16 protein-coding genes are annotated in these 22,081 nt (G+C 66.6%); 7 read left to right on the forward strand and 9 right to left on the reverse strand.

Annotated features, from left to right (window positions below; genetic code table 11):
* A partial coding sequence (locus tag HUW62_RS33305) for an alpha/beta fold hydrolase (protein WP_176436705.1) occupies positions 1-899 on the forward strand: 899 nt, incomplete at its 5' end.
* A 35-nt stretch (positions 900-934) separates the two neighbouring features.
* On the opposite strand, the gene HUW62_RS33310 is transcribed toward HUW62_RS33305, so the two are convergent.
* The 3 genes from HUW62_RS33310 to HUW62_RS33320 all read right to left on the reverse strand — a co-directional run bounded on the left by HUW62_RS33310 (position 935) and on the right by HUW62_RS33320 (position 8,226).
* Complete coding sequence (locus tag HUW62_RS33310) at positions 935-1,975, reverse strand: hypothetical protein (protein WP_176436706.1); 1,041 nt, start codon at positions 1,973-1,975, stop codon at positions 935-937.
* Positions 1,976-2,303: 328 nt separating this feature from the next.
* Positions 2,304-4,121: an Ig-like domain-containing protein gene (locus tag HUW62_RS33315; protein WP_176436707.1), complete on the reverse strand. Its 1,818-nt coding sequence runs from the start codon at positions 4,119-4,121 to the stop codon at positions 2,304-2,306.
* 16 nt (positions 4,122-4,137) lie between these two features.
* Positions 4,138-8,226 (reverse strand): M4 family metallopeptidase, encoded by a 4,089-nt coding sequence (locus HUW62_RS33320; protein ID WP_176436708.1) that lies wholly within the window; start codon positions 8,224-8,226, stop codon positions 4,138-4,140.
* 574 nt (positions 8,227-8,800) lie between these two features.
* Between HUW62_RS33320 and HUW62_RS33325 the strand changes: the two genes are divergently transcribed.
* On the forward strand, positions 8,801-9,439 hold the full coding sequence (locus HUW62_RS33325) for a glutathione S-transferase family protein (protein WP_163866932.1): 639 nt from the start codon (positions 8,801-8,803) through the stop codon (positions 9,437-9,439).
* Positions 9,440-9,515: 76 nt separating this feature from the next.
* On the opposite strand, the gene HUW62_RS33330 is transcribed toward HUW62_RS33325, so the two are convergent.
* Positions 9,516-10,718: a PLP-dependent aminotransferase family protein gene (locus HUW62_RS33330; RefSeq protein WP_176436709.1), complete on the reverse strand. Its 1,203-nt coding sequence runs from the start codon at positions 10,716-10,718 to the stop codon at positions 9,516-9,518.
* Positions 10,719-10,943: 225 nt separating this feature from the next.
* Here HUW62_RS33330 and HUW62_RS33335 point away from each other — a divergent pair, with 225 nt between their 5' ends.
* The gene (locus HUW62_RS33335; RefSeq protein ID WP_163866925.1) at positions 10,944-12,530 is read left to right on the forward strand and encodes an MBL fold metallo-hydrolase; all 1,587 of its coding nucleotides are present in this window, start codon (positions 10,944-10,946) and stop codon (positions 12,528-12,530) included.
* Here the strand turns inward: HUW62_RS33335 and cysC are convergent.
* From cysC to cysD, 3 genes are read right to left on the reverse strand one after another with little or no spacing between them, the layout of a single operon-like run.
* On the reverse strand, positions 12,527-13,084 hold the full coding sequence (cysC, locus tag HUW62_RS33340; RefSeq protein ID WP_163866924.1) for an adenylyl-sulfate kinase: 558 nt from the start codon (positions 13,082-13,084) through the stop codon (positions 12,527-12,529). The genes HUW62_RS33335 and cysC overlap by 4 nt on opposite strands.
* Before the next feature lie 7 nt (positions 13,085-13,091).
* Complete coding sequence (locus HUW62_RS33345) at positions 13,092-14,348, reverse strand: GTP-binding protein (protein ID WP_176436710.1); 1,257 nt, start codon at positions 14,346-14,348, stop codon at positions 13,092-13,094.
* Entirely contained in the window at positions 14,348-15,253 is a 906-nt protein-coding gene (cysD, locus tag HUW62_RS33350; protein WP_163866922.1) for a sulfate adenylyltransferase subunit CysD, read from the reverse strand. Before cysD ends, HUW62_RS33345 begins: the two co-directional genes overlap by 1 nt.
* Positions 15,254-15,416: 163 nt before the next feature.
* On the opposite strand from cysD, the gene HUW62_RS33355 reads away from it, so the two are divergent.
* A complete protein-coding gene (locus HUW62_RS33355; RefSeq protein ID WP_176436711.1) occupies positions 15,417-16,202 on the forward strand; it encodes a thioesterase II family protein in 786 nt (261 codons plus the stop codon).
* Positions 16,203-16,652: 450 nt separating this feature from the next.
* Here the strand turns inward: HUW62_RS33355 and HUW62_RS33360 are convergent, their stop codons facing one another.
* Positions 16,653-17,072, reverse strand: coding sequence for a hypothetical protein (locus HUW62_RS33360; protein WP_176436712.1), 420 nt, complete (start codon positions 17,070-17,072; stop codon positions 16,653-16,655).
* Positions 17,073-18,930: 1,858 nt separating this feature from the next.
* Here HUW62_RS33360 and HUW62_RS33365 point away from each other — a divergent pair.
* Positions 18,931-19,350 (forward strand): energy transducer TonB, encoded by a 420-nt coding sequence (locus HUW62_RS33365; RefSeq protein WP_368670529.1) that lies wholly within the window; start codon positions 18,931-18,933, stop codon positions 19,348-19,350.
* A 56-nt stretch (positions 19,351-19,406) separates the two neighbouring features.
* On the forward strand, positions 19,407-19,772 hold the full coding sequence (locus tag HUW62_RS33370) for a hypothetical protein (protein ID WP_176436713.1): 366 nt from the start codon (positions 19,407-19,409) through the stop codon (positions 19,770-19,772).
* 49 nt (positions 19,773-19,821) lie between these two features.
* On the opposite strand, the gene HUW62_RS33375 is transcribed toward HUW62_RS33370, so the two are convergent.
* Positions 19,822-20,598 (reverse strand): 4'-phosphopantetheinyl transferase superfamily protein, encoded by a 777-nt coding sequence (locus tag HUW62_RS33375; protein ID WP_176436714.1) that lies wholly within the window; start codon positions 20,596-20,598, stop codon positions 19,822-19,824.
* 83 nt (positions 20,599-20,681) lie between these two features.
* On the opposite strand from HUW62_RS33375, the gene HUW62_RS33380 reads away from it, so the two are divergent.
* Positions 20,682-21,896: a phosphatase domain-containing protein gene (locus HUW62_RS33380; protein ID WP_163866919.1), complete on the forward strand. Its 1,215-nt coding sequence runs from the start codon at positions 20,682-20,684 to the stop codon at positions 21,894-21,896.
* Positions 21,897-22,081 lie beyond the last annotated feature (185 nt).

The following is a 22,081-nucleotide window of genomic DNA, read 5'->3' on the forward strand; positions in this document are numbered from 1 at the left end:
CCCACCCCACCATGGCTGGCATCACGGCGGCCCAGGAGACGGACGCGGCGGCCTGGCGGGCGGCGCGACGCTTCGCCCCGCTCTCATTTGGAAAGATTGCCTACGTGGAGCGCGGCTCGGGTGACGCGGCCCTGTTCCTCCACGGAGCCCCCCTCAACGGCTTCCAGTGGCGCGGCGCGTTCGACCGGCTGTGCGACGTCCGGCGCTGCATCGCCCCTGACTTCATGGGACTGGGCTACTCGGAGGTCCCCGAGCATCAGTCGCTGGCCGCCACTGCCCAGGTGGACATGCTCGCGGCCCTGCTCGACTCGCTCGGCGTCTCACAGGTCGACATCGTCGCCAGTGACAGCGGCGGCGCGGTCGCCCAGCTCTTCCTGATCAAGTTCCCGCAGCGGGTCCGCACCCTCCTCCTGACGAACTGCGACACCGAGCCGAACAGCCCTCCGCCCAAGGTCATGCCGGCCATTGAGCTGGCTCGTGCTGGGACGCTCGCGTCCTCCACCGCGGCGTGGCTCACCGACCCGGCCATGGCCCGCTCGACGTTCGGCGCGGCTGTCTTCCAGCACCCCAACACCCTCACCAACGAGGTCATCGAGACCTACGCCTCGCCCGTCGTGAGCTCGCCCAAGCGACAGGCGCAGTACCACGACTTCCACAAGGCGATGCTCCCCAACCCGCTGGCGGGAATCGAGGCGAAGCTCCTTGGCGCCCGCGTCCCAGTCCGCATCGTCTGGGGTGAGGGCGACGACATCTTCTCGAACGAGGACGCGCACTACCTCGACCGCACGTTCCCCGGCTCCCGGGGGATCCGCTTCGTGCCGGGTGGGAAGCTGTTCTTCCAGGAGGAGAACCCCGACATCATCGCCGAGGAGGCCCTCCGTCTGTGGAAGGTCGACTGAATGCGTCCAGCTCCCCACCGCACGCGGCCGGTGGGCTACTCGGCCTTGGGGGCGTAGACCTCCATCGGGCCGGCGAGCCACACGGTGGTACCCGCCGTGCGCTCCATCAGTTCCTCCGCCAGCTTGGCCCAGTCCTCGTAGGGGCCCACGGTCTCCACGCTGGAGGGCATGTAGCCGAGGAACTTCTGGGGGCCCACCGCGCGGATCGTCGCGGAAGGCGCACGGTACGGGCCCTCGGTATGGATGCCGTAGACACCCCAGGTCCTCCAGGAGCGGCTCAGCGCGTCGTAGCGCAGCGGCGCGCAGCTCGTCTCGGCGATTTGCTGGACATCCTTGTCGCTCTCACCCGAGCAGACCTGAAGGCTGTCACCGAGCTTCACGTCCTCGAGCGGACAGGAGACCTGGAGGGAGTGCTTGCAGTGGCCGATGGGGCTGGGCGTGCCGCGGTCGCTCCAATAGGTCTGGATGAAGGCCGCCAGGCCCTTCGGGTCCTCCCACTGGATGGATTCGCCCAGCCCCTGGAGAACGACCCATGGCACCGCAGTGGCTTCCACGAGTGACCCGGCCAACCGCTCCTTCTCCGTGGAGTATCCGATGGGCTCCATGCTGAAGGGGACGAACGCCACATAGCCGCCCGACTCCAGGGCCGCCAGGGTGCCGGCGCCGTCGAGCGAGACGCCGCTCCCCGTCGAACCTCCCGGACGTCCCAGGACACCGCCGTTGTTGCCATTGCCAGCCCCCGGCGAGTCCTTGCTGGCCCTATCACAGAGGATGGTGCAGGAGGTCTCGGCGTCCCTGTCGGCCCACGCCTGGCTCTCGTTGGAGCAGCCCATGGCGGAATCGAAGTTGGCGACGGTAGGGGGAGTGCACGTACAAGGTTTGTAGGTCGCCGTGTACTTGCAAGCCGCCTCGGCCCACGGCGGCGGGCCTCGACGGTCGTAATACCCGACGCCGATGACGCCCCCGGGCGCACGCGCCTGAGCCGGCGTGCTCCAGGTGACTGCGCTCAGGGTGGACAGGAGCGCGAGCAGGGAAATCCTCGAAGTGAAACGAATCAAGCGCGATTGCGGGAACATGTGACCTCCATCGATACTTCGTACGAAACCCCAGACAGTCCACTGACTGCGGCTGGACAGCCATGGCGCGCCCCTCTGGACGGGCGCATGCTGTCTCTCCGGCGCTCAGCTCCCAGTCCCGTGGGGCCAGGAAGTAGCTCGCGGAACGTACGAGAACCTGTGGAGTGAGGGCATCACCCATAAGGGTGACGCGCTCCCGAGCCAGTCATGCGGGGACAGTCGTCACCGCGCATGGGACACCTGGCTGTCTGTCTTCACGAACCGGCTGAAATGAAAACGGCGGCCTTCCCCAAGGAAGGCCGCCGCTCTCACTGCTTCGGACTCCGGACTACTGAGCGGTGGTGAGGGTACCCACCGCCACGTTGATGGACTGCAGCGAGCCGGAAGCCGGCAGCGCATGCGCCTTGATGACGTTCAGCGGCACCACGGTACCGGCCGGCGTCTCCGCGTTGGCCTCCACGGTCAGCGACACGGACAGCAGCGCGCCGTCGTAGGCGTGCGCCGGAGCGTCCTTCTGGTACACGCCCACGCTCAGCCTGCTGCCCTTCACACCCGACTTGAGCAGGTGGGGCGCGGCGCCGAGCTCGTAGCCACGGTTGGCCACGTACTCGGAGCCGTCCACGGTGGACCAGGACGCGGTGGCCGCATCCAACCCCAGCGTCAGGTCCGCGCCGCGGCCGGACTGGCCCGTGGGGCCCACCAGGTCCAGCACCAGCGTGTTGCCCGAGGACAAGCTGGCGTTGCGAACCAGGCGCCAGCCCGTACCCGTGGGGTCCACGTAAGCCACCGTGCTGGCGACGGGCACGGTGATGACGGCGGAGTCCGTCTTCGACGCATCCGCCACGCTGGTGGCAGTCACCGTGTACGTGCCCGGCCGGCCTGGCGCGGTGTACACGCCCGTGCTGCTCACGGTGCCGTTGGCCGAACCGCCCTCGACGGCCCAGATCACCGCGACGACGGAGGTGCCCGTGACTTCGGCCGTGAGGTTGACCACGGCTCCCGGCCCCACGGTCGCCGTCTTCGGAGTCACACTCACCGCCACCGTCGGAACGACGATGGGGTCCACGGTGAGGGTGGCCGAGTCGGACCTCGTCGGGTCCGCCACGCTGGTGGCCGTCACGGTGAACGTGCCCGCGCGGCGCGGCGCCCGGTACACGCCCGTGCTGCTCACGGTGCCGTTGTCGTCACCGCCCGCCACGGCCCACTGCACCGCGAGGTTGTTCGTCCCCGTGACGTGCGCGGACAGGGAGAAGGAGCCATCCTGCTCCACCGTGCCCGTCTTCGGAGAGACGGTCACCGCCACCTCCTCGACGACGACAGCCTCCACTGTGATGGAGGCGGAGCCCTTCTTCGTCGGGTCCGCCACGCTGGTGGCCGTCACGGTGAACGTGCCCGTCTTCTTCGGCGCGCGGTACACGCCCGTGCTGCTGACGAAGCCGTTCGCGTCGCCACCTTCCACGGACCACTGCACCGCGAGGTTGTTGGTGCCGGTGACCTCGGCCGTCAACTGGACGGTGCCATCCCAGGTGGTGCTGCCCGACGAGGGGCTCACCGTCACCGTCACCTCACCGACGACGACAGGCTCCACCGTCACGGAGGCGGAGCCCTTCTTTGTCGGGTCCGCCACGCTGGTGGCCGTCACGGTGTACGTACCCGGCGCGTTGGGCGCCGTGTACCGGCCCGTGCTGCTGACAGTGCCGTTCTCGTCGCCACCCTCCACGGACCACTGCACCGCGGTGATGGAGGAACCGGAGACCTCCGCCGTGAGGTCGGTGGAGGTCCCCTGCCCGATGGTCACCACCTCCGGCGTCACCTTCACGATGACCGTCGGAGTCTGGACCGCCTCCACCTTGACGGTGGCCGTGTCCTTCTTCGAGGTGTCCACCGCGTTGGTGGCCACCACGGTGTACGTGCCAGCCTCGGCCGGCGCGGTGTAGATGCCCGAGCTGCTGATGGTGCCGTGGGAGTCGCCTCCCTCCACCGACCAGAGGACACGCGGGTCCTTCGCGTCCTTCACCGAAGCGCTGAAGGTCGCCTTCTCACCGGCCTTCACCGTGACGGTCTTCGGAGTCACCGTCACCGGCCCCGAATCGGAGTCGGAGCAGGCCACCAGCGCCCCAATCAGGAGCGGAACAATGAGCTTCATCCACGTTTTCATGGGGTTACCGTCCGAACTGGCTGACGAAGAGGGAGATGTCGCTGTCATTCACGGAGCCGGCGCCGTCGAGGTTCGTCTCCTCGGAGCCGTTGGTGCCGTAGTCCTGCGCGAGCAGGCCCATGTCCTCTCCGTCCACGACGTTGTCGCCATTGATGTCGCCCGTGTAGACCCGGATGGCCGCCACGGCCTTCGCCGTCGGCACCACGACGCTCACCGCGGACACGTGGCACAGACCACGGACCTGCGGCGCGGAGTAGACGCCATTCTCGTTGACGGTGCCGCAGATGCGGCCCTCCGCCACGGACCAGCTCACCGTCGTGTCCACCGCGTTCGCCACGTTCGCCTGCAGGGCGACGGAGCCCCCCACCGGCACCACGTGCTGCGCGACCGAGAACTCCACCGAGACGGGGTGGAGCGTGAAGGGCGTGGTCGCCTTGGACCAGTTGCCGTAGGCGTCGTACGCCACCGCCTCGAGGACGTGCTCCCCCGCCGCCAGTGGAATCGGGAACAGCGGCAGCGTGTACGGCTCGGACGAGCTCCTCCCCTTCAGCGCGCCGTCCACGTAGAACTCCACGTAGGCCACGCCCGTGTCGTCGGTGGCCTCGGCCCGCATCGTGTAGTTCTCATACAGGCCCTCCACGCTGGCGGTGATGTGCGGCGCGCCCTGGTCCTGGATGGTGGAGTTGCGCACCTCGAAGGTCACCGTGCGCTCCGTCGTGTTGCCCGCCTTGTCCGTGGCCGTCGCCTTGAACTGGTGCGAGCCGTTGGACAGGCTCCGCGTGTCGAACGCCGTCGCGTAGACGCCCTCGACGTTCGTGAACGAGCTCACCGGGGTGCCGTCCACCTGGAACGCGAGGGTGGGCGTCCACACGTTGTCGCTCACGGAGGCCCGCAGCTGCACCGTCCCGTAGCTGCCCTCGACCGATGCGGAGAGCGTGGGGCTCTGGATGTCCGCCTGGGTCGAGGTGACCAGGTTGACGTCGTCCAGGAAGAACTGGGTGACTTTGCTCGGATCCCGTGGGACCTCCGTCTGGTCCGCGTCGAAGAACAACTGCACCGTCTGACCCTTGTACGCGGTCAGGTCGAAGCGGTGCTGGATGTACTCCGCGTTGGTGTCATCCACGTTGGAGAGCGTCCGCAGCGTCGCCAGCTCGGTGCCGGCGGCATCCCGAACCTTCGCACTGAAGGTGTGGTGGGCCACGGCGTCGGTGAACGCATTGTTGTAGATGCGCAGCCAGAAGCTGAAGATGGCCGAGGTCGCGGTCGCCGGAATGGCCACGGACTGGCGAACGGAGTGCCGGGCTGGGCCCGCGTTGGTATAGAAGATGTACAGGCGGTTGCCCGTGTGCGCGAAGGACGCGCCGCTGAGGATGCCCGTCGAGCCCGACAAGGTTGTCGCAGTCGTCCAGCTCCCGGAGGCCTCGAAGCTGGGATTGAGCACGCGCTGGGTGGCGGTGGTGTCCACATAGAACGTCACCGCGGGAGAGTCCCCCACGTTGCCGCCCGCGTCCGTGGCCCGGGCGATGAGTGTGTGCGCGCCCGCTGTCAAGGTGGAGAGGTTGACGACTCGGGAGAACGACTTGACCGAGTTGCCGAGGGACACGCCGTCGACGAGGAACTCCACCGCGTTGACGAAGCCGTTGTCTGACACCTCCGCGAGGTAGCCCACGCGCGCGCCGGAGAAGAGCACGCTGGCCCTCACCCGGGGCGCCTCGGCATCCGCCGCGCTCATGACGCGCAGCGCGAAGTCATCCAACTGGAAGCTGGTTGCGGCGGAGGCGTTCTCGTTGCCCTCCACGAAGATGCGCACCGTCTGGCCCGCGTAGGCCGTCAGGTCCACGCTCTGCTGCACCCAGCCCAGCGTCGCGTCCAGGTTGGACCACGTCGCCACCGTCCCCAGCACCGTGCCGGAGGTGTCGCGCACCTGCAGTGTCAGCGTGTCGCGGACGGCGGTGGTCGTCGTCTCGGCGGTGATGAGGTTGAGGAAGAAGGTCAGCGAGGCCCGGGTGGCGCCGGCGGGAATGGTGACGTCCTGCCACAGCCGGTCGACGTGCGTCGTGCCCCAGCCGTTGAGCCACACGTAGCCCTGACCGGAGTGCGTGCCAGAAGAGACCGGGAAGTTGATGTTCTCCGGCGGGTCCGCCATCCAGCCCTGGCCGGCCAGTTCGAAGCCCGGGTCGCTCAGGAGCTGCTCGAAGCTGTTGGTGACGGTGAAGCTCGCCGGAGCGGACGCGGTGGAGTTGCCGGCCGCGTCGTACGCCACCGCCACCAGTTGGTGCGCGCCGTTGGACAGCGGGGTCGCGTCCAGCGGGCTCTGGTACGGCTGGATGGAGACGTTCCCCGCCAGCGCGCCGTCGACGAAGAACTCCACGCGGGCCACGCCGACGTTGTCGTCAGCCTGCGCATGCAGTTGAAGCACGGGCGCGCTGCCAGAGACGCTCGCGACGACGGTGGGAGACGTGCGGTCGTCGTACGTCCCGGCGGTGTAGCCCACGTTGATGGCCGCGAAGGCGTTCTGCACCGCGCGGTACTCGTTGGACTGGGAGCCGAAGAGGTCGGCTGCGGCCTGGAGGCTGCTGGTGCGGGCCGACATGTAGTTGGACGACGGGAACAGGTAGACGGTGAGCGCGCGGTACCAGATGGCCGCCGCCTTGTCGTTGCCGATGCCCCTCATGCCCGAAGGCAGGTAGGTGCTTGAGTAGTCGGTGCCGACGGACAGCGGCTGCGAGCCCTGGGACAGGAAGTAGAAGGCACGGTTCATCGGGCCGCTGCTGAAGTGCACGTCGAGGTTGCCGAGACCGGGGTACCAGGCATCCACGCTCGCGCGGTCCAGCGACGGGCGGAACATGACGCGCAGCGGGGCGTCGCTGAGTTGCTCGGCCATGAGCCAGTTGCCGCCGGTGTCACCAATGGTGCTGCCGCGGCCATTGGCCACCCAGAACTCCGCCAGGGTGCCGAAGATGTCCGAGTTGGCCTCGTTGAGGCCCCCGGACTCGCCCTCGTAGATGAGGCCGGCCGTGGTCGATGTGACGCCGTGGGTCATCTCGTGGCCCGTCACGTCGAGCACGCCCATGGACCTGAAGCCGTCGGCGGCCGGGAACGAGCCGTCGCCGTAGCTCATGCAGAAGCAACCATCACTCCAGAAGGCGTTGTCGTAGAGGTTGCTGGCGTGCACCCGGTTGTAGGTGGGCGAGCCGAAGCCGTCCACGCCGTCGCGGCCGAAGATCTTCTTGTAGAAGTCCCACGTCGCCAGGAGGCCGTAGTGCGCGTCGACAGCGGCCGTCTGACCGTTGGCGCTCAGGGTGTTGTTGGCACCGACGATGTAGTTCTGCCCATCGCCCCAGACGTTGTCGGCATCGGTGTAGAGGGTCAGCGTGGGGATGACGCCGTTCTGCACGGCGGCGTGGTTGACGTCGTAGGTCCGGATGCCCTCGCCACCGGCGCGCGTGACGTCGCGCAGCTCGAAGAGGCCCTGGGGGTTCTGGAAGACGTCCAACGGGACTTCACCGCTGTATTGCGAGCGGCCGAGGCCCTTGGCGGCGGCCGTCTGGAGCGAGTTCCACTTCTTCAGCACGTCGCCCGAGTGCGCGTCGATGATGAAGTCCGTGTGCTTGACGCCGTCCTTCGCGTTCTCCAGCTCGGTGTGCACGTGGTACGCGAGCCGGTAGGCAACGACCTGCGTGTCGAAGTCCGCCGCGTTCTGCTTCGCGACGGGCTTGCCGGGGTAGCGGTTCACGAGCCGCGTCTGGGGGTAGACGATGAGCTCGCTCTTCGGCGCGATGCCGAACTCGCCCTTGGGCGCCAGTTCCTGGGTGGCCTTCGCCACCGCTGACTTCGCGTCCAGCGTGGGCGTCACGTCCAGGCGGATGCCCTTGCGCAGGCCGTCACTGGTGATGCGGATGTCCCCCGCGGACAGTCCCTGGTGGGTGATGGCCACGGCGCCCCATACGGGTACGCCCTGGTATGACTGCGCGAAACGCGCGTGCGTCTGACCAAAGGAATCCGTGCTGGAGCTGGACAGCTGGAAGCCGTCCCGCGAACCCAGCCCGAGTTTGAGGCTTTGCGTCTTGAGGTTTGCCAGGGATTCCGCCACACGGGCTGGCTCCCGGACCTGGAGTTGAGTCAGCGTGGGGAGAGAAACAGGGGTGAGTTTCTCAGCCGCGAGGGAAGAGCTCGCCGAGAAAAGACTGGCGAGGAGCAGAGGCCACCGAGGCCACGGCTTGGGCATTGAGTTGACTCCACACAGCGTTCAGGGGAACTCCCGCCGTCGGCACCCGTGTTGGCGCGCCGCCGTCGGAAGGATCACGCGCATGGCGGAGGGGCCGAACAGCCTCGGACCTTTGCCCCGTGGGGTCCATGGTCAGCGTAATTATCCGCCAGCATACATTATCGAAACCCAAATGAAATGGGGGGGCCCTGACGGACACAAACGGAAACAAGAACCACACAGAGTTGCGCCTGCTTCACATTGAGTCCTGGAAGAATGGCAAGACAAAAAAGAAGACCACGCCTCAATAGAAAGACATGGAAATCGGCCAAACAGACTCATCTGACGGGGAAGTCTGGTCTTGGCGCCAGCATTGACGGACGACCGACCCGAGGCTGCAGCTGCGGTGGAGTCCAGCGAGACCTACACGCTCCATCCGCACGCGAAGTAGGATGCGCGCATGCTCAAGGTCTATGGCTTCTCACGAGTGAACAAGATGGCCCGCACCAGGACCCGAGACCTGCGCGTGCTGTGGGCTCTGGAGGAGATGGGCCTGCCGTACGAGGTGGTGGGGATGGACCATCCGCGGCACGACCTGGATACGCCCGAGTATCGCGCGCTCAATCCGTTCGGACAGATTCCGGCAATCGACGACGATGGCGTGGTCGTCACCGAGTCGGGCGCCATCCTGCTCTACCTCGCCCGCAAGAGCGGCAAGCTGATGCCGCGCGACCTCGCCGGCGAAGCGCAGGTGCTGCGCTGGTGCGTCGCGGCGCTGAATTCAATCGAAGTCCCGCTCCTGAGCGCGTGGTTCGTCGACCTGAACGGGGGCAAGGGCACCCAGGGAAGCAACGCGCTTCACCAGTGGGGGGAGATGCGCCTGAAGCAGCTCGACGGCTGGCTCGCGGGCAGGGAGTTCATCGCGACCGACGCGTTCACGGTCGCGGACCTCTTGATGACGCACGTGCTGGGCGCCGGCATCGACGAGAGTGTCGTCAAGGACCATCCCAACGTGCTCGCCTTCCAGAGGCGCTGCATCGCGCGCCCGGCATGGAAGAAGACGTTCGACGCCTACTGCGACCGCGTCGAAGCGGGCTGAGCGCGGGACGCGGCGCTTCAGTGAGGTCTACACGCTCGGATAGAACGACATCCGAGCTGGACGACAAGCTCCCGACTCAACCCGCCCGAAGCACCGTGCCCAACCGGCGCACAGCCTCTTCGATGCGCGCCGGCTCGCAGTGCGAAAAATTCAATCGCAGTCCATGTGATGCCGAGCGCCCACCGCTCACCGCGAAAGCCTGCCCTGGCAGGAACGCCACCTGCTGCGTCTCCAGCGCCCGAGCCAGCAACACCGTGGTGTCGAACCGCTCCGGCAGCTCCACCCAGACGAACATCCCACTCGTGGGCTTCGTCCACGAAGCCCCTTCCGGCAGATGCTCCTCCAGCGCGCGCAGCAACGTATCCCGCCGCAGCCGGTACTCCCCGCGCAGCCGATCCAGATGCGCGTCCAACCTCCCCGACTCCAGGAACGCGAGCACCATCCGCTGCGTGAAGGTCGCCGTGTCGATGTCGCTCGACTCCTTCACCGTCGCCAGCCGGAACACCATCGACTCTGGCACCACCACCCAGCCCACCCTCAGCGCCGGCGCCAGAATCTTCGAGAACGACCCGACGTAGTACACCCACTGCGCATCCAAGGAGCGCAGCGGAGGCAGCGCCCCACCCTCCTCGTAGTGCAGGAAGCCGTACGCATCATCCTCGATGATGGGCATGCGGTACTCCCGCGCCAGTTCCACCAGGCGCTCCCGCTCCGCCATCGCGAGACTGGTCCCGAGCGGATTGTGCCCATCGCTCATCGTGTACAGGAACGCCGGCCGCTCCCCCGACTTGAGCAGCGACGCCATCCCCTCCAGGTCCAACCCCGTCCGCCCATCCCGCTTCACCGTGAGCCGCCGCGCCTGGAACGGGTCCAACACCTGCTGGAACCCCGAATACACTCGGTCCTCCAGCAGCACCGCCTGCCCCGGCTCCAGCAAGAGCCGCGTCAGCAGATTCATCCCCTGCTGCGCCCCCGTCGTCAGGAACACCTGGCTCGTCGAGCACCGCACCCCGCGCTTCGCCATCAGCGCCACCACCTGCTCGCGCAGCGGCTCCAGCGTCGCCGAGTACTGCAACGCCCCCACCTGCTCCGCCAGCACCCGCGCCGCCGCCTCCGCCATGCCCTGCGTGGGAAACAGCTCCGCGGCCGGAAGCCCCAGCGCCAGCGAGAACACGCCGGGCCGGGTGATTTTCTGCAACATGTCCTGGATGGCCGAGGGCGCCAGGCGCCGGGCCCAGGACGCCAGCGGCAACTCGGAGGAGGTCGAAGAGGCCGTCACGGGGAGATACCTCCGGAATTCGACGCGCAAAACATGCGCACCCTTGAAAGTCCGACGCAATCGTAGCGCAGGAGAAAGCCCCGAGGGTGAAAAGCCGGGACAGGGGGAGACTCCCCGTGTGGACCGAGGGCCCTACCCCACGCCTCCAGCAGGCAGGCGATCGTCAACAGGGGCTTCCCTGTCTCCACGTCGTCCCAGATAATCGACGCTCGCCTGGAGAACCCGATGCTGGACCGACCGATGTACCTCAAGCCCAACGTGGCGCTCGAGCCACTGTACAACCAGTGGTACGCCTGGTGGTACCTGCTGTCTCCCGCCACCGCGCCGCTGTTCGTGACGAACCTGCACCAGAAGCTGATGCAGTCCTTCGTCGCCAACCCCGACGTGCACGTGGCCGCGCTGAAGAACCCGATGTTGATGGGTGGCCCGTTCATCAACCACCCCACCGCGCGCGCGGGCAAGGTGAAGGAGCTGCTGGAGCGGAACCAGAAGGAACAGGCGCACATGCTCGCGTACACCAAGGCGGTGGCCGAGCTGGAGCAGCTGATGGCTCCGAACAACGGCGGCTCCCTGGAGGCCCTCTACCCCAAGGTCCCGGACCTGCTGCGCGGCTACGTGGAGCTCACGTATGACCTCAGCAACCGCGCCAGCGCGCGCTTCATCGAGCCGCTCCTGTACAAGAGCCGCTTCTATCAAGAGTCCTCGCAGAGCGTGACGCTGATGCAGGTGGACGGCGACTGGCGCCCGTACATCTTCAGCACGCCGCGCCTCGAGGAGGACATGCCCGTCCACCTCAAGGTCCCCTACCGCCACGAGGGCCTGGACGCGCTGTTCCGCATGCGCCACACCCCGGGCTCACCGGGCCAGGTGGCGGAGATGCTCGGCGTGCCGTCCACCGCCGCCGCCGCGTTCGCCGACCTGTTCACCGACGTCGTGCCTCGCAAGGCGCCTCGCTATGACGGCGAGGGCGTGCGGGTGCGCTACTTCGGCCACGCCTGCGTGCTGCTGGAGACGAAGGAGGTCAGCATCCTCACCGACCCCGTCATCAGCTACGAGTTCCCCACGGACCTGCCGCGCTACACGCACGCGGACCTGCCCGACCACGTGGACTACGTCGTCCTCACCCACGGCCACGCCGACCACCTGATGATGGAGACGCTGCTCCAGCTGCGTCACCGCGTGGGCACCATCATCGTCCCGCGCAACAACGGCAACTCGCTGGCGGACCCGTCCCTGCGGCTGATGCTCCACCACACGGGCTTCAAGAACGTGGTGGAGATCGACGACCTCCAGGAGATCGCCATCCCCGGCGGCTCCATCACCGGCCTGCCCTTCCTCGGCGAGCACAGTGACCTGGCCATCCAGGCCAAGACGGCCCACCTGGTGCGCGTGGGTGGCAAGTCCATCCTGATGGCGGCGGACTCCAACGCGATTGAGCCGCGCATGTATCAGCACCTGCGCGACATCATCGGCTCCATCGACATCCTGTTCCTCGGCATGGAGTGCGAGGGCGGCCCGATGAGCTGGATGTACGGACCGCTGCTGTCCAACCCGCTGCCTCGGAAGATGGACCAGGCGCGGCGCCTCAACGGCTCCGACTGCAACCGCGCCATGGAGATAACGAACCACCTGACGCCCAAGGAGGTCTACGTCTACGCCATGGGCCAGGAGCCGTGGCTGCGCCACGTGATGATCCTCGTCTACAACGAGACGACTCCGCAGCTCATCGAGTCGAACAAGTTCATCGAGCACTGCCGCTCCAAGGGCATGCATGCCGAGCGGCCCTACGTGCGCATGGAGCGGGTGCTCTAGGCGGCGCGCGGCGCCACGAGGCCCCGGGCCTGGAGCGCGGCCAGCACGCGCTCCAGCCCCACCTCCACCGCCTCCGAGTCCGAGCGCACCGTGACTTCGGGGGCCTCGGGGGCCTCGTACGGGTCCGACACGCCGGTGAAGTGTGGCAGCTCCCCCGCCAGCGCCTTCTTGTAGAGCCCCTTCACGTCGCGAGCGATGAGCGCGTCCAGCGGCGCCTCGATGTAGACCTCCACGAAGGGCAGCCCCACCTCCTCGGCCAGCCCGCGCACCTCCGCCCGGGAGCTCCGGTAGGGCGAAATCGCGGCGACGATGACGCCCACGCCGTGCCGGGCCAACAGCCGCGCCACGTGGCCGATTCTCCGGACGTTCTCCTCGCGGTCCTCGCGCGTGAAGCCCAGGCCGCGCGTCAGCCAGGTGCGCACCTCGTCACCGTCCATCACCTCCACCGGACGCAGCGGCTCCAGCTTCGAGCGCAGCGCCCGCGAGAGCGTGCTCTTGCCCGCGCCCGACATGCCCGTCAGCCAGAGGATGAACCCGGAGCCTTGCCGATTCATGCGCACCTCAGACAGCGGGGCCGTTGATCATCCCGGCCCCCACCGTCGCGTTCGTGGCTTCGTCAATGAGGATGAAGCTGCCCGTGTGGCGGTTGCGGCGGTACTCGTCGAAGAAGAGCGGCACCGTGGTGCGCAACGTCACCCGGCCAATCTCGTTGAGCCCGAGCCGGGGACTCGTCTCGTCCCGGCTCAGCGTGTTGACGTCCAGCCGGTAGTGGAGCTGCTTCACCTGGGCCCGCGCCGAGCGCGTGGTGTGCTTGAGCGCGAACCGGGCCCCCGGCAGGAGTGACACCCCCTCCGCCAGCCAGCACACCATGGCATCCAGATCCTGCCCCACCAGGGGCGGATTGCCCGGCCGGCACAACATGTCGCCCCGGCTGATATCCAGCTCGTCCGCCAGCGAGACATTCACCGACATGGGCGGGAACGCCTGCGCCACCGGCCGCCCCGCCAGGTCCAGTTCGCGGATGCGCGTGGTGAAGCCGGAGGGGAGCGCCATGACCTCGTCACCCGGCCGCAGCACGCCGCCCAACACCTGCCCCGCGTACGCGCGGTAGTCCGGGAGCTTCGACGACATGGGCCGGATGACACTTTGCACGGGGAAGCGCACGTGGATGAGGTTGCGGTCCGAGGCGATGTGCACGTTCTCCAGGTGGTGCAACAGCGTGGACCCCTGGTACCAGGGCATCCGCTCCGAGCGCGTCACCACGTTGTCCCCGCCCAGCGCGGAGATGGGGATGAACGACAGGTCCGCCACGTCGAGCTTCATGGAGAACTGGCGGAACTCCTCGCGGATGCGCTCGAAGACGGCCACGTCGAAGCCCACCAGGTCCATCTTGTTCACGCACAGCACCAGGTGCGGCACGCGCAGCAGCGAGGCCAGGAACGCATGGCGCCGCGTCTGCTCCAGCACGCCCTTGCGCGCGTCCACCAGGATGAGCGCCAGGTCCGCCGTGGACGCGCCCGTCACCATGTTGCGCGTGTACTGGAGGTGCCCCGGCGTGTCCGCGATGATGAACTTGCGCTGCGCCGTGGCGAAGTACCGGTACGCCACGTCAATGGTGATGCCCTGCTCGCGCTCGGCCTTCAGGCCGTCCAGGAGGAGCGCCAGGTTGACGTACTCGTCCCCTCGCGCGCGGCTGGTGCGCTCCACCGCGGCGAGCTGGTCCTCCAGAATCGAGCGGGTGTCATGCAGCAACCTGCCAATGAGCGTGCTCTTCCCGTCGTCGACAGAGCCCGCGGTCGCGAAACGAAGCAGTTCCACTAGAAGTACCCCTCGCGCTTGCGGTCTTCCATCGCCGTCTCGCTGAACTTGTCGTCCGCGCGGCTCGCGCCCCGCTCGGTGACTCGCGAGGCGACAATCTCGGTGATGACCTCCGACACCGTGACGGCGCCGGACTCCACGCAGGCGGTGCACGTCATGTCGCCCACCGTGCGGAAGCGCACCGACGCCGTGGTGACCTCCTCGCCCGGCAACAGCGGCAGGTAGGGAGACCACGCCATCAGCATGCCGTCCCGACGGAACACCTCGCGCCTGTGGCTGAAGTAGATGGAGGGCAACGCCACGCCTTCCCGCGCGATGTACTGCCACACGTCCAGCTCCGTCCAGTTCGACAGCGGGAAGACGCGCAGGTGCTCCCCCCGGCGGTGACGGCCGTTGTAGAGGTTCCACAGCTCCGGGCGCTGGTTCTTCGGATCCCACTGGCCGAACTCGTCGCGGAACGAGAACACCCGCTCCTTCGCGCGCGCCTTCTCCTCGTCGCGGCGCGCCCCACCGAAGACGGCGTTGAAGCGGTGCTTCTCAATCGCCTCCAGCAGCGGCACCGTCTGCGCGCGGTTGCGCGAGGCGCGCGGGCCCTTCTCCTCCGCAACCCGACCTTGGTCGATGGCCTCCTGCACGGACGCCACGTGCAGCCGCGCGCCCAGCTCCGCCACTCGCTCATCGCGGTACTGGAGCACCTCCGGGAAGTTGTGCCCCGTGTCCACGTGCATCAACGGGAAGGGCAGCGGCGCGGGCGCGAAGGCCTTCACCGCCAGGTGCAGCATCACCGCGGAGTCCTTGCCTCCGGAGAACAGCAGCACCGGGCTGTCCAGCTCGGCGACCACCTCCCGGATGATGAAGACCGACTCCGCCTCCAGGGCGTCCAGGTGCGACAGCTCGTAGCTCACCCCAAAACGCTAGCACGCCTCGACAGGAGCCCCGCCAGCCCACTCATCCACGAATACCAAGCACTGACAGTCATCCCTGCATGGTGGGTGGAAGTCTTCAACCTGCTCGAAGCGCTGGGGCCTTGACCCGTTTTCCTCGGCTGTGCGACAGAACCATACCGCCATGCCCAGTGCTCCCACCTCGAACCCGAACTCCCCCGAACGTTGGTTTCCTTCCCGGAAGGCGCTGCCGGACCCGCGCCTGCGGCTGTTCTGCCTGCCCTTCGCGGGAGGAAGTGCCTCCATCTACAGCGCCTGGCAGGGAGGCCTGCCGCCGGGCGTGGAGCTGTGCGCGGTGCAGCTCCCCGGCCGTGAGCGGAGGTTGATGGAGAAGCCCTTCGACAGCCTGCCCACGCTGATGGACGCGCTGCTGCCGGTGCTCGCTCCGCTGCTGGACAAGCCGTTCGCCTTCTTCGGCTACAGCATGGGCTCGCGCATCTCCCTGGAGCTGACCCGCCGCCTGCAGGCGCGCAACGGGCCGCTGCCCCGGGGCCTCGTGCTGGCCGCGTCCGGCGCGCCTCGCGAGTCGGACCGCAAGCCCATCCACCACCTGCCGCAGGAGCAGTTCATCAACGAGCTGCGGCGCTACGACGGCACGCCAGAGGAGATTCTCCAGCACCGCGAGCTGCTGGAGCTGCTGGTGCCCACCCTGCGCGCGGACTTCGCGCTAGCGTGGTGGGAGAACGGCCCGGTGCCCGTGAAGCTCGACGTGCCCATCTCCGTCATGGGCGGCACCGAGGACAAGCACGTGTCGCTCGCGCGCCTGGAGACGTGGCGCGAGGAGACGCGCAACCCCGACTTCCGCATCCGTCACTTCGAGGGCGGCCACTTCTTCCTGCGCAAGCAGCAGGAGGCCATTCTCGCCGCCCTCCGCGAGGACCTCACGCGCTGGATGACCACGCCAGCCTGAGGCTCAGGCTTCCTCGTCGAAGCGGGGCGGCGCGCCAAGGGACGCAGTTGCATGAAGCGCCACGTCTCCGGCGTGTCCGCCATCCGCGCATCGAAGGAGCTGCGCGGATGGCCGCCTCTATTCAGCAATTTATCCGCATATGCAGCGGGCACGTCCAGCGTCCACTTGAAGACCCGGTAAAGCCCTTCCTGCATGTCGGACACGGGGCTCCGAATCCACCAGCAACTCCGGAGCCCTGCGAGGTCGTGGGGTCGCGCAGGTTGAGCGTGCTGGGCCCGGACGTTGTCGGTCGCCACCACCACGATATCCTGTCCATGCCGCAGCCGGCACCGGCGAAGACCTTGCTGCTCTCGGAAGAGCTGGGAAAGCCACCATCGGAGGCGCGTCATCTGCCGCGACGTTCAGCGTGAGCACAACCATTCACCCGAGACCACACGAAGCCCCACAAACTCAACCCTTACTTTCGAACCTGCTCCAATAACCACTCTGAAGTCGCCATACAACCCCAAGCGGCAACGGCACACCTCCATTTGCGATTGCATTGGCAAGCCGCCCACCTCCTTCGACAGAGTCCATTGACGCCAGAGTCCCTGGATAACTCAATCCACCTGTCCAAACCGAACGCGGCGACCCCAGATACACCTCAATAGCAGCCACCGCATCCTCCAGCGAGGGATAATCGCCCCAATAATATACTCCTCCCTCATCACGCCCGAACTGCTCACACTGAATAGAAACGCGCGACACCGGAAGAAGTCTGACTGCCCTGACATAACCAGGAAAATCAACTACCTCGTCGACACAGACCGTAAATGACTTGTGCTTCCCGACAAGCATCCGGTCCTTGATTTGTTCAAGCTCCATGAACATTCGACCTCAGCCCTCGTTCGGAACAACAGCCGCCCCCTGCACCTCTGCCTCCGCCTGGGGACTCAATACCACCAGCTTCCGGCGCCCCAACCCCGCCTCACGAACCTCACCTTCCGGAGACCCTTCAATTCACACACCGCACATACTCAATCATCTCACCAGGGAGACGCACATGATAGCGCTCCACATAATAAGCAAGCTCTCCGGGCCAAGTCCACACACCATCCGTCAAGAGGCTCGGTGAGCCAATAATCACATCACCATCCCCAAGCACGTCACGCAAGACACCAGGCGCCAGCACAACAACCCTTCCCCCTCGCAGATACTTCACTATTTGAGTCTCATCTGGGCATCCAGTCTGCATGGGGATCAGTCGAAGCCTATATTCCTTTTGAGTATGTTGTTCGCGAGGATCCCTGCACGTGATCAGCAACGCATGCTCGCCGGTCAAGACACACCTCCTGGGAAGATTCTTCATGTCCCCAACTACCGAGTCAAACTTCCGCGCGTCCACACCGATCTACAACCTGCAGTCCGAACATACCTACAAACCATGAACTGGAGCGAGATCTGTTCGCCCAGAGAGCGTCGCAAGTCGCTGGGCGATCCCTGCATCACAGGCTCCAACTTCACATGAGCGCAATTGGATGCTCTGCCCCTGGGAAATCCATTCTCTGAACAGCATTCTGGGGGGCTGGCCTTGGCACGATAAGTGATGGTGAACTCGGCGCCCAGAATCGAATCAGTGGCAACGGGAATCGTGGTGACATTCAGCGCACCGCCCTTAGGGAATGGGGCACTCCGGAGACAAGGACCTGCGACACCTGATGCTCGATGTCGAAGCCAACCTCGACGCCGGTGGAGCCAGGGAACAACGAGGCAACGGGATAGGCCCCATCTCCACGGGTAATTGAGCGCTGGCCGCCAAGGCCAAAACACCCACGCAAGAACACAATTCCGCCCAACACGAGTCACCCCGTCGACATCCCGCACGCATTCAGAGGAATGCACCATACCGAATCAACATTCGCAATAAAAACAATTCAACAACATCCGACAACTCCCTTGCCGGGCAGTCTCTACCAGAGATCGCACGACACCCACCATCCTCGTAATATGAAACAACGTATCGTTCACCGCGACGATCCACTCCAATTTCATCCCCCCTCGAACCATTTCCGACACCTGAATTCGTCGTCAACCTCATTCCTCCGTGCGTTGTCACAACATACATATCCGCCGACAAGCTCAAACCTCCCAGCCTCTCAGCCAACTCAATGAGCGCATAAGGCGCCTCTCCTGGCCGATACTCTCCACGCAACGCATCGACCAAACCCTCATCGGAAATCAAGCGCCACATCAGCACCACTCACTTTCTCAAAACCTCCACCAAGTCCATCGAAACATGACGAGACCACGCAACTGCCGGATGCCCTTGGAACAGACCTGCTTCGAGACACATCCGATAAACACTCACACTCACCTCCTCGATGTGACCTGGCAAGCTGCGTCTTCCCTGCCGCAGGAGCAGTTCATCAACGAACTGAGACGCTACGACGGCACGCCAATAGGCTCCCCGAAATTCGCAATTCGCCGAACCAGAAAATCCCTATCCACTCCCACATCCAACGAAACCACTCAATCAAGACCACACGAAACCCCGTAAACTCAACCCTTGCTTTCGAACCTGCCCCAACAACCATTCTGAAGTCGCCATACAACCCTGCCTCCCTCGACAGAGTCCATTGGCGACAGAGTCCCTGGATAACTCAATCCACCGGTCCAAACCGAACGCGGGGACCCTCGGGGGCTGTCCCTGATTGATGCAGCCAGAGAGCCATGGCCATCGCCCCGCTTCGTGTCCGGGTGCCGGTTCCACTCCGCGGATTTGCCCCAGAACCTGCGCTCGCGCATCTCCGCCGTCCTCAAGGGCGCCATCGTCACCCGCTGCGCCATCACCGCCGAGGGCAACGTCACCCACTGCAAGTCGCTCCAAGGGCTGTCGGGCCTGGGGGACGGCGTCATCCGCACGCTGACGACGTGGAGCTACGAGCCCGCCATGCTTGACGGCAAACCGGTGCCCGTGCTCAATGAGTTCGACATCGGGTTCACCAACGAGCCCGGGGTGGCCGCGCCGCGGAGCGGCAGCTCGCCCGCGCGGACAGTTCCAGCCAGAGCGCCTGCATCCTCTGCGCGAGCGTCTCGATGCGCGGTGGGCGGGAACGATCTCCCCGCCGCCCCGACACGAGAGGCTGGAACCCGACGAGGGGTGACATAACGGATTCGGAGACGCGGTACGGCTCGACGCAGGACTACATCGTCGGCTGCCGCACCGTGAAGTGGGTACCGCTCGAGAACGGCGGCCTGGAGGTCCTCAAGCTGGACTGGGCCACGGGCCTGTTCATCCTCGGGGTGGACTACATGCACAAGTGTCTGTGGTCAGACGACTCCGAGAAAGTGAGCGAGGACGAGTTCATCCAGCAGACCGAGGCCATGCGCCGGGAGACCTTCACCGGCGACAACGAGGTCTTCGCGCGCTACGGGCTCCTGGACACCATCGAAGCGACGGCCAAGGCCGAGGGCCGGCCCTTGACGGAGCAGGAGCGGGCCATCGTCATCCTCACCCAGCGCAAGACTCACGCGATGTTCGAGAGCGTCTGTCGCCTGGGCGAGAACTACACCCGGAAGAAGCCGTACTGAGCCTTCGCCCGGGGCCTGGGCCTGGCCAGCCTGAGCTGGGACCCGAGGCTCAGGCCTCCTCGACGCGAGGAGGCCCGTCCGACTCCAGCGGCACGGTGAACCGCCAGCTCACGCGGAAGGGCCTGTCCCGGGCCCCCCGCATGGCCACGGCGGCCTGGTGCCTCGTGGACGGGCGCAGTTGCATGAAGCGCCACGTCTCCGGCGTGTCCACCATCCGCGCATCGAAGGAGATGCGCGGCTCCTTGCCGGCCTCCAGGTGGAAGGCGAACTGGTCCAACGGCAGGGACAGGCCCGCGCCGCGCGCCTTGATGTAGGACTCCTTGAGCGTCCAGTACTCGAAGAAGCGCGCGCGCTGCTCGGCCGCGGGCAGGGCCCGGAGCGCGGCGACCTCTGGCTTCGCGAAGAAGTGGTCGGCGATCTCCACCGTCTCGCCGTGTCGCTCCGCGTCCTCCACGTCCGCGCCCAGCTCCGCGTCCAGGCCCACCGCCACCAGCGCCATGCCGTCGGTGTGCGACAGGTTGAAGCGCAGGTGCGCGCCCCACTCGCCCTTCACCTCCGGCCTCCCGTAGGCGTTGGTCGAGAAGCTCCACGCCGAGGGCGCCACCGGCGCGTAGCGCGACAGCGTCAGCCGCACCAGCGCGTGACTCACCAGGTATTGCTTCTGGTGACGCTCGAAGCGGAAGCGCTTCTGCTTCGCGCGCTCATCCGCGTCCAGGAGCCCCCAGTAGGCATCCAGGAGCTTCGGTTCCAGGATGCGCTCGGGCTCGACAATCCATACGTGGACTTCGTCCGGACGAAGCTCCAGCGGACCCGCGACAGTCGACATGCCTCTCCTCTACCACGGCGGACCGCACCCCGCGTAGGCTCGGACGTCCAAGTCCGGCCCCGCGCCGGGATGGGGGGAGCAACATGGATCCGCACGCCGCGACGAAGAAGCTGGAGACGCTGCGCACGCTCATGGCCGGCCACACCGACACCAGCGAGGAGCGCCGCATCCTGGACCTCCTGCGGGACGCCACCGCCTCCGAGCTGAACTACCTCCTGGCCAATGTCGACCTCGAGTCCCTGCTCGGGGACATGGACGACCGCATCTTCGGGCCAGACCACCACACCGCCCTCTTGACGATGCTCTGTCGGGAGCGTGCCCCGCAGCTCGCCCTGCCGGTGCGCGCCAGCCTGGTGACGGCGCTCCAGCGAGGAGGGACTCCGGCCACCGCCGAGCGGGCCCTGCGCGACATGTTCCTGAGCGTGAAGGGCCGCGAGCTGACCGCCTTCAAGAACCTCCTCGACGCGGGCAACAACCACCAGGACCTGGAGAAGCTCCTCTTCGACGACGTGGACGACCCGGCGCTGCGGGAAGAGATTCTCGCGCACATCCTCCGCGAGGGAGAGGCAGCGCCCAGCGGAGAGAACAAGGTCCTCAGCGACATCGACGACACCTTCTTCGCCAACCTCAAGGACACGCGCTACCCGTCCAAGACGGTGTACCCGGGTGTGCTCGCCTTCTACGCGGAGCTGGACCGCGGGCCCGGCATCATCCCCGGCCGCGAGGGCGACCTCACGTTCGTCACCGCGCGCCCCATGGACCCGCTGGGCGCGGTGGAGAACATGACGTTCGACACCTTGAAGAAGCACGGCGTCCCCGCGCATGCCGTGCTCTCCGGCAGCCTCACCCACCTGCTGGGCAACTCCCGCATCGCCGCGAAGAAGTTCGACAACTTCCAGCGCTACGTGCGCGTGTTCCCGGAGTACGGCTTCGTCTTCGTCGGCGACAGCGGCCAGGGCGACGTGGAGTTCGGCGACAAGATGCTCACCGCCGCCCCGCAGGCCGTCCACGCCGTGTTCATCCATGACGTGGTGGATACGCCAGAGACGACCCGCCGCGCCTGGCGAGAGAAGCGCATCCACTTCTTCGACACCTACGTGGGCGCCGCGGTGGAGGCCTTCGCGCTGGGCCTCATCTCCCGCGACGGGTTGGCGCGGGTGGCCATCGGCGCGCGCGAGTCGATGGAGGGCATCGCCTTCACCTCCGCGGCCCAGCGAGATGCCCGCAAGGCGGAGCTGCTCAGGGACCTCCAGCGCGCGGATGCGCTGACATCGCCGTCGCCTCCCGCCGCGCACTGAGCCCACGGGCGTCGAGCGCGAGAAGTCGAGGGTGCCCTCCGGGCCCTGGGGCTGACGTGTTCCGGACGGCACCCGTCGCGCGATGACGCCTGGGTGAGCAATCCCCTTCCACCGTCCCTCGGGGCAGTTGGCGCGAGCCCATTCCCCGCCAACTTTCCCACCGCTCCCTCACGGGAGAATGGGGG

The organism is Myxococcus sp. AM011 (assembly GCF_013372595.1).
Taxonomy (GTDB): domain Bacteria; phylum Myxococcota; class Myxococcia; order Myxococcales; family Myxococcaceae; genus Myxococcus; species Myxococcus eversor.

Excerpts from the sequence above, each read along its gene's own strand:
- cysC (WP_163866924.1), bottom strand. The coding sequence starts at position 13,084 with ATGAATCGGCAAGGCTCCGGGTTCATCCTCTGGCTGACGGGCATGTCG.
- HUW62_RS33335 (WP_163866925.1), top strand. The coding sequence starts at position 10,944 with ATGCTGGACCGACCGATGTACCTCAAGCCCAACGTGGCGCTCGAGCCA.
- HUW62_RS33310 (WP_176436706.1), bottom strand. The coding sequence starts at position 1,975 with ATGTTCCCGCAATCGCGCTTGATTCGTTTCACTTCGAGGATTTCCCTG.
- HUW62_RS33380 (WP_163866919.1), top strand. The coding sequence starts at position 20,682 with ATGGATCCGCACGCCGCGACGAAGAAGCTGGAGACGCTGCGCACGCTC.
- HUW62_RS33315 (WP_176436707.1), bottom strand. The coding sequence starts at position 4,121 with ATGAAGCTCATTGTTCCGCTCCTGATTGGGGCGCTGGTGGCCTGCTCC.
- HUW62_RS33360 (WP_176436712.1), bottom strand. The coding sequence starts at position 17,072 with ATGTTCATGGAGCTTGAACAAATCAAGGACCGGATGCTTGTCGGGAAG.
- HUW62_RS33375 (WP_176436714.1), bottom strand. The coding sequence starts at position 20,598 with ATGTCGACTGTCGCGGGTCCGCTGGAGCTTCGTCCGGACGAAGTCCAC.
- HUW62_RS33325 (WP_163866932.1), top strand. The coding sequence starts at position 8,801 with ATGCTCAAGGTCTATGGCTTCTCACGAGTGAACAAGATGGCCCGCACC.
- HUW62_RS33355 (WP_176436711.1), top strand. The coding sequence starts at position 15,417 with ATGCCCAGTGCTCCCACCTCGAACCCGAACTCCCCCGAACGTTGGTTT.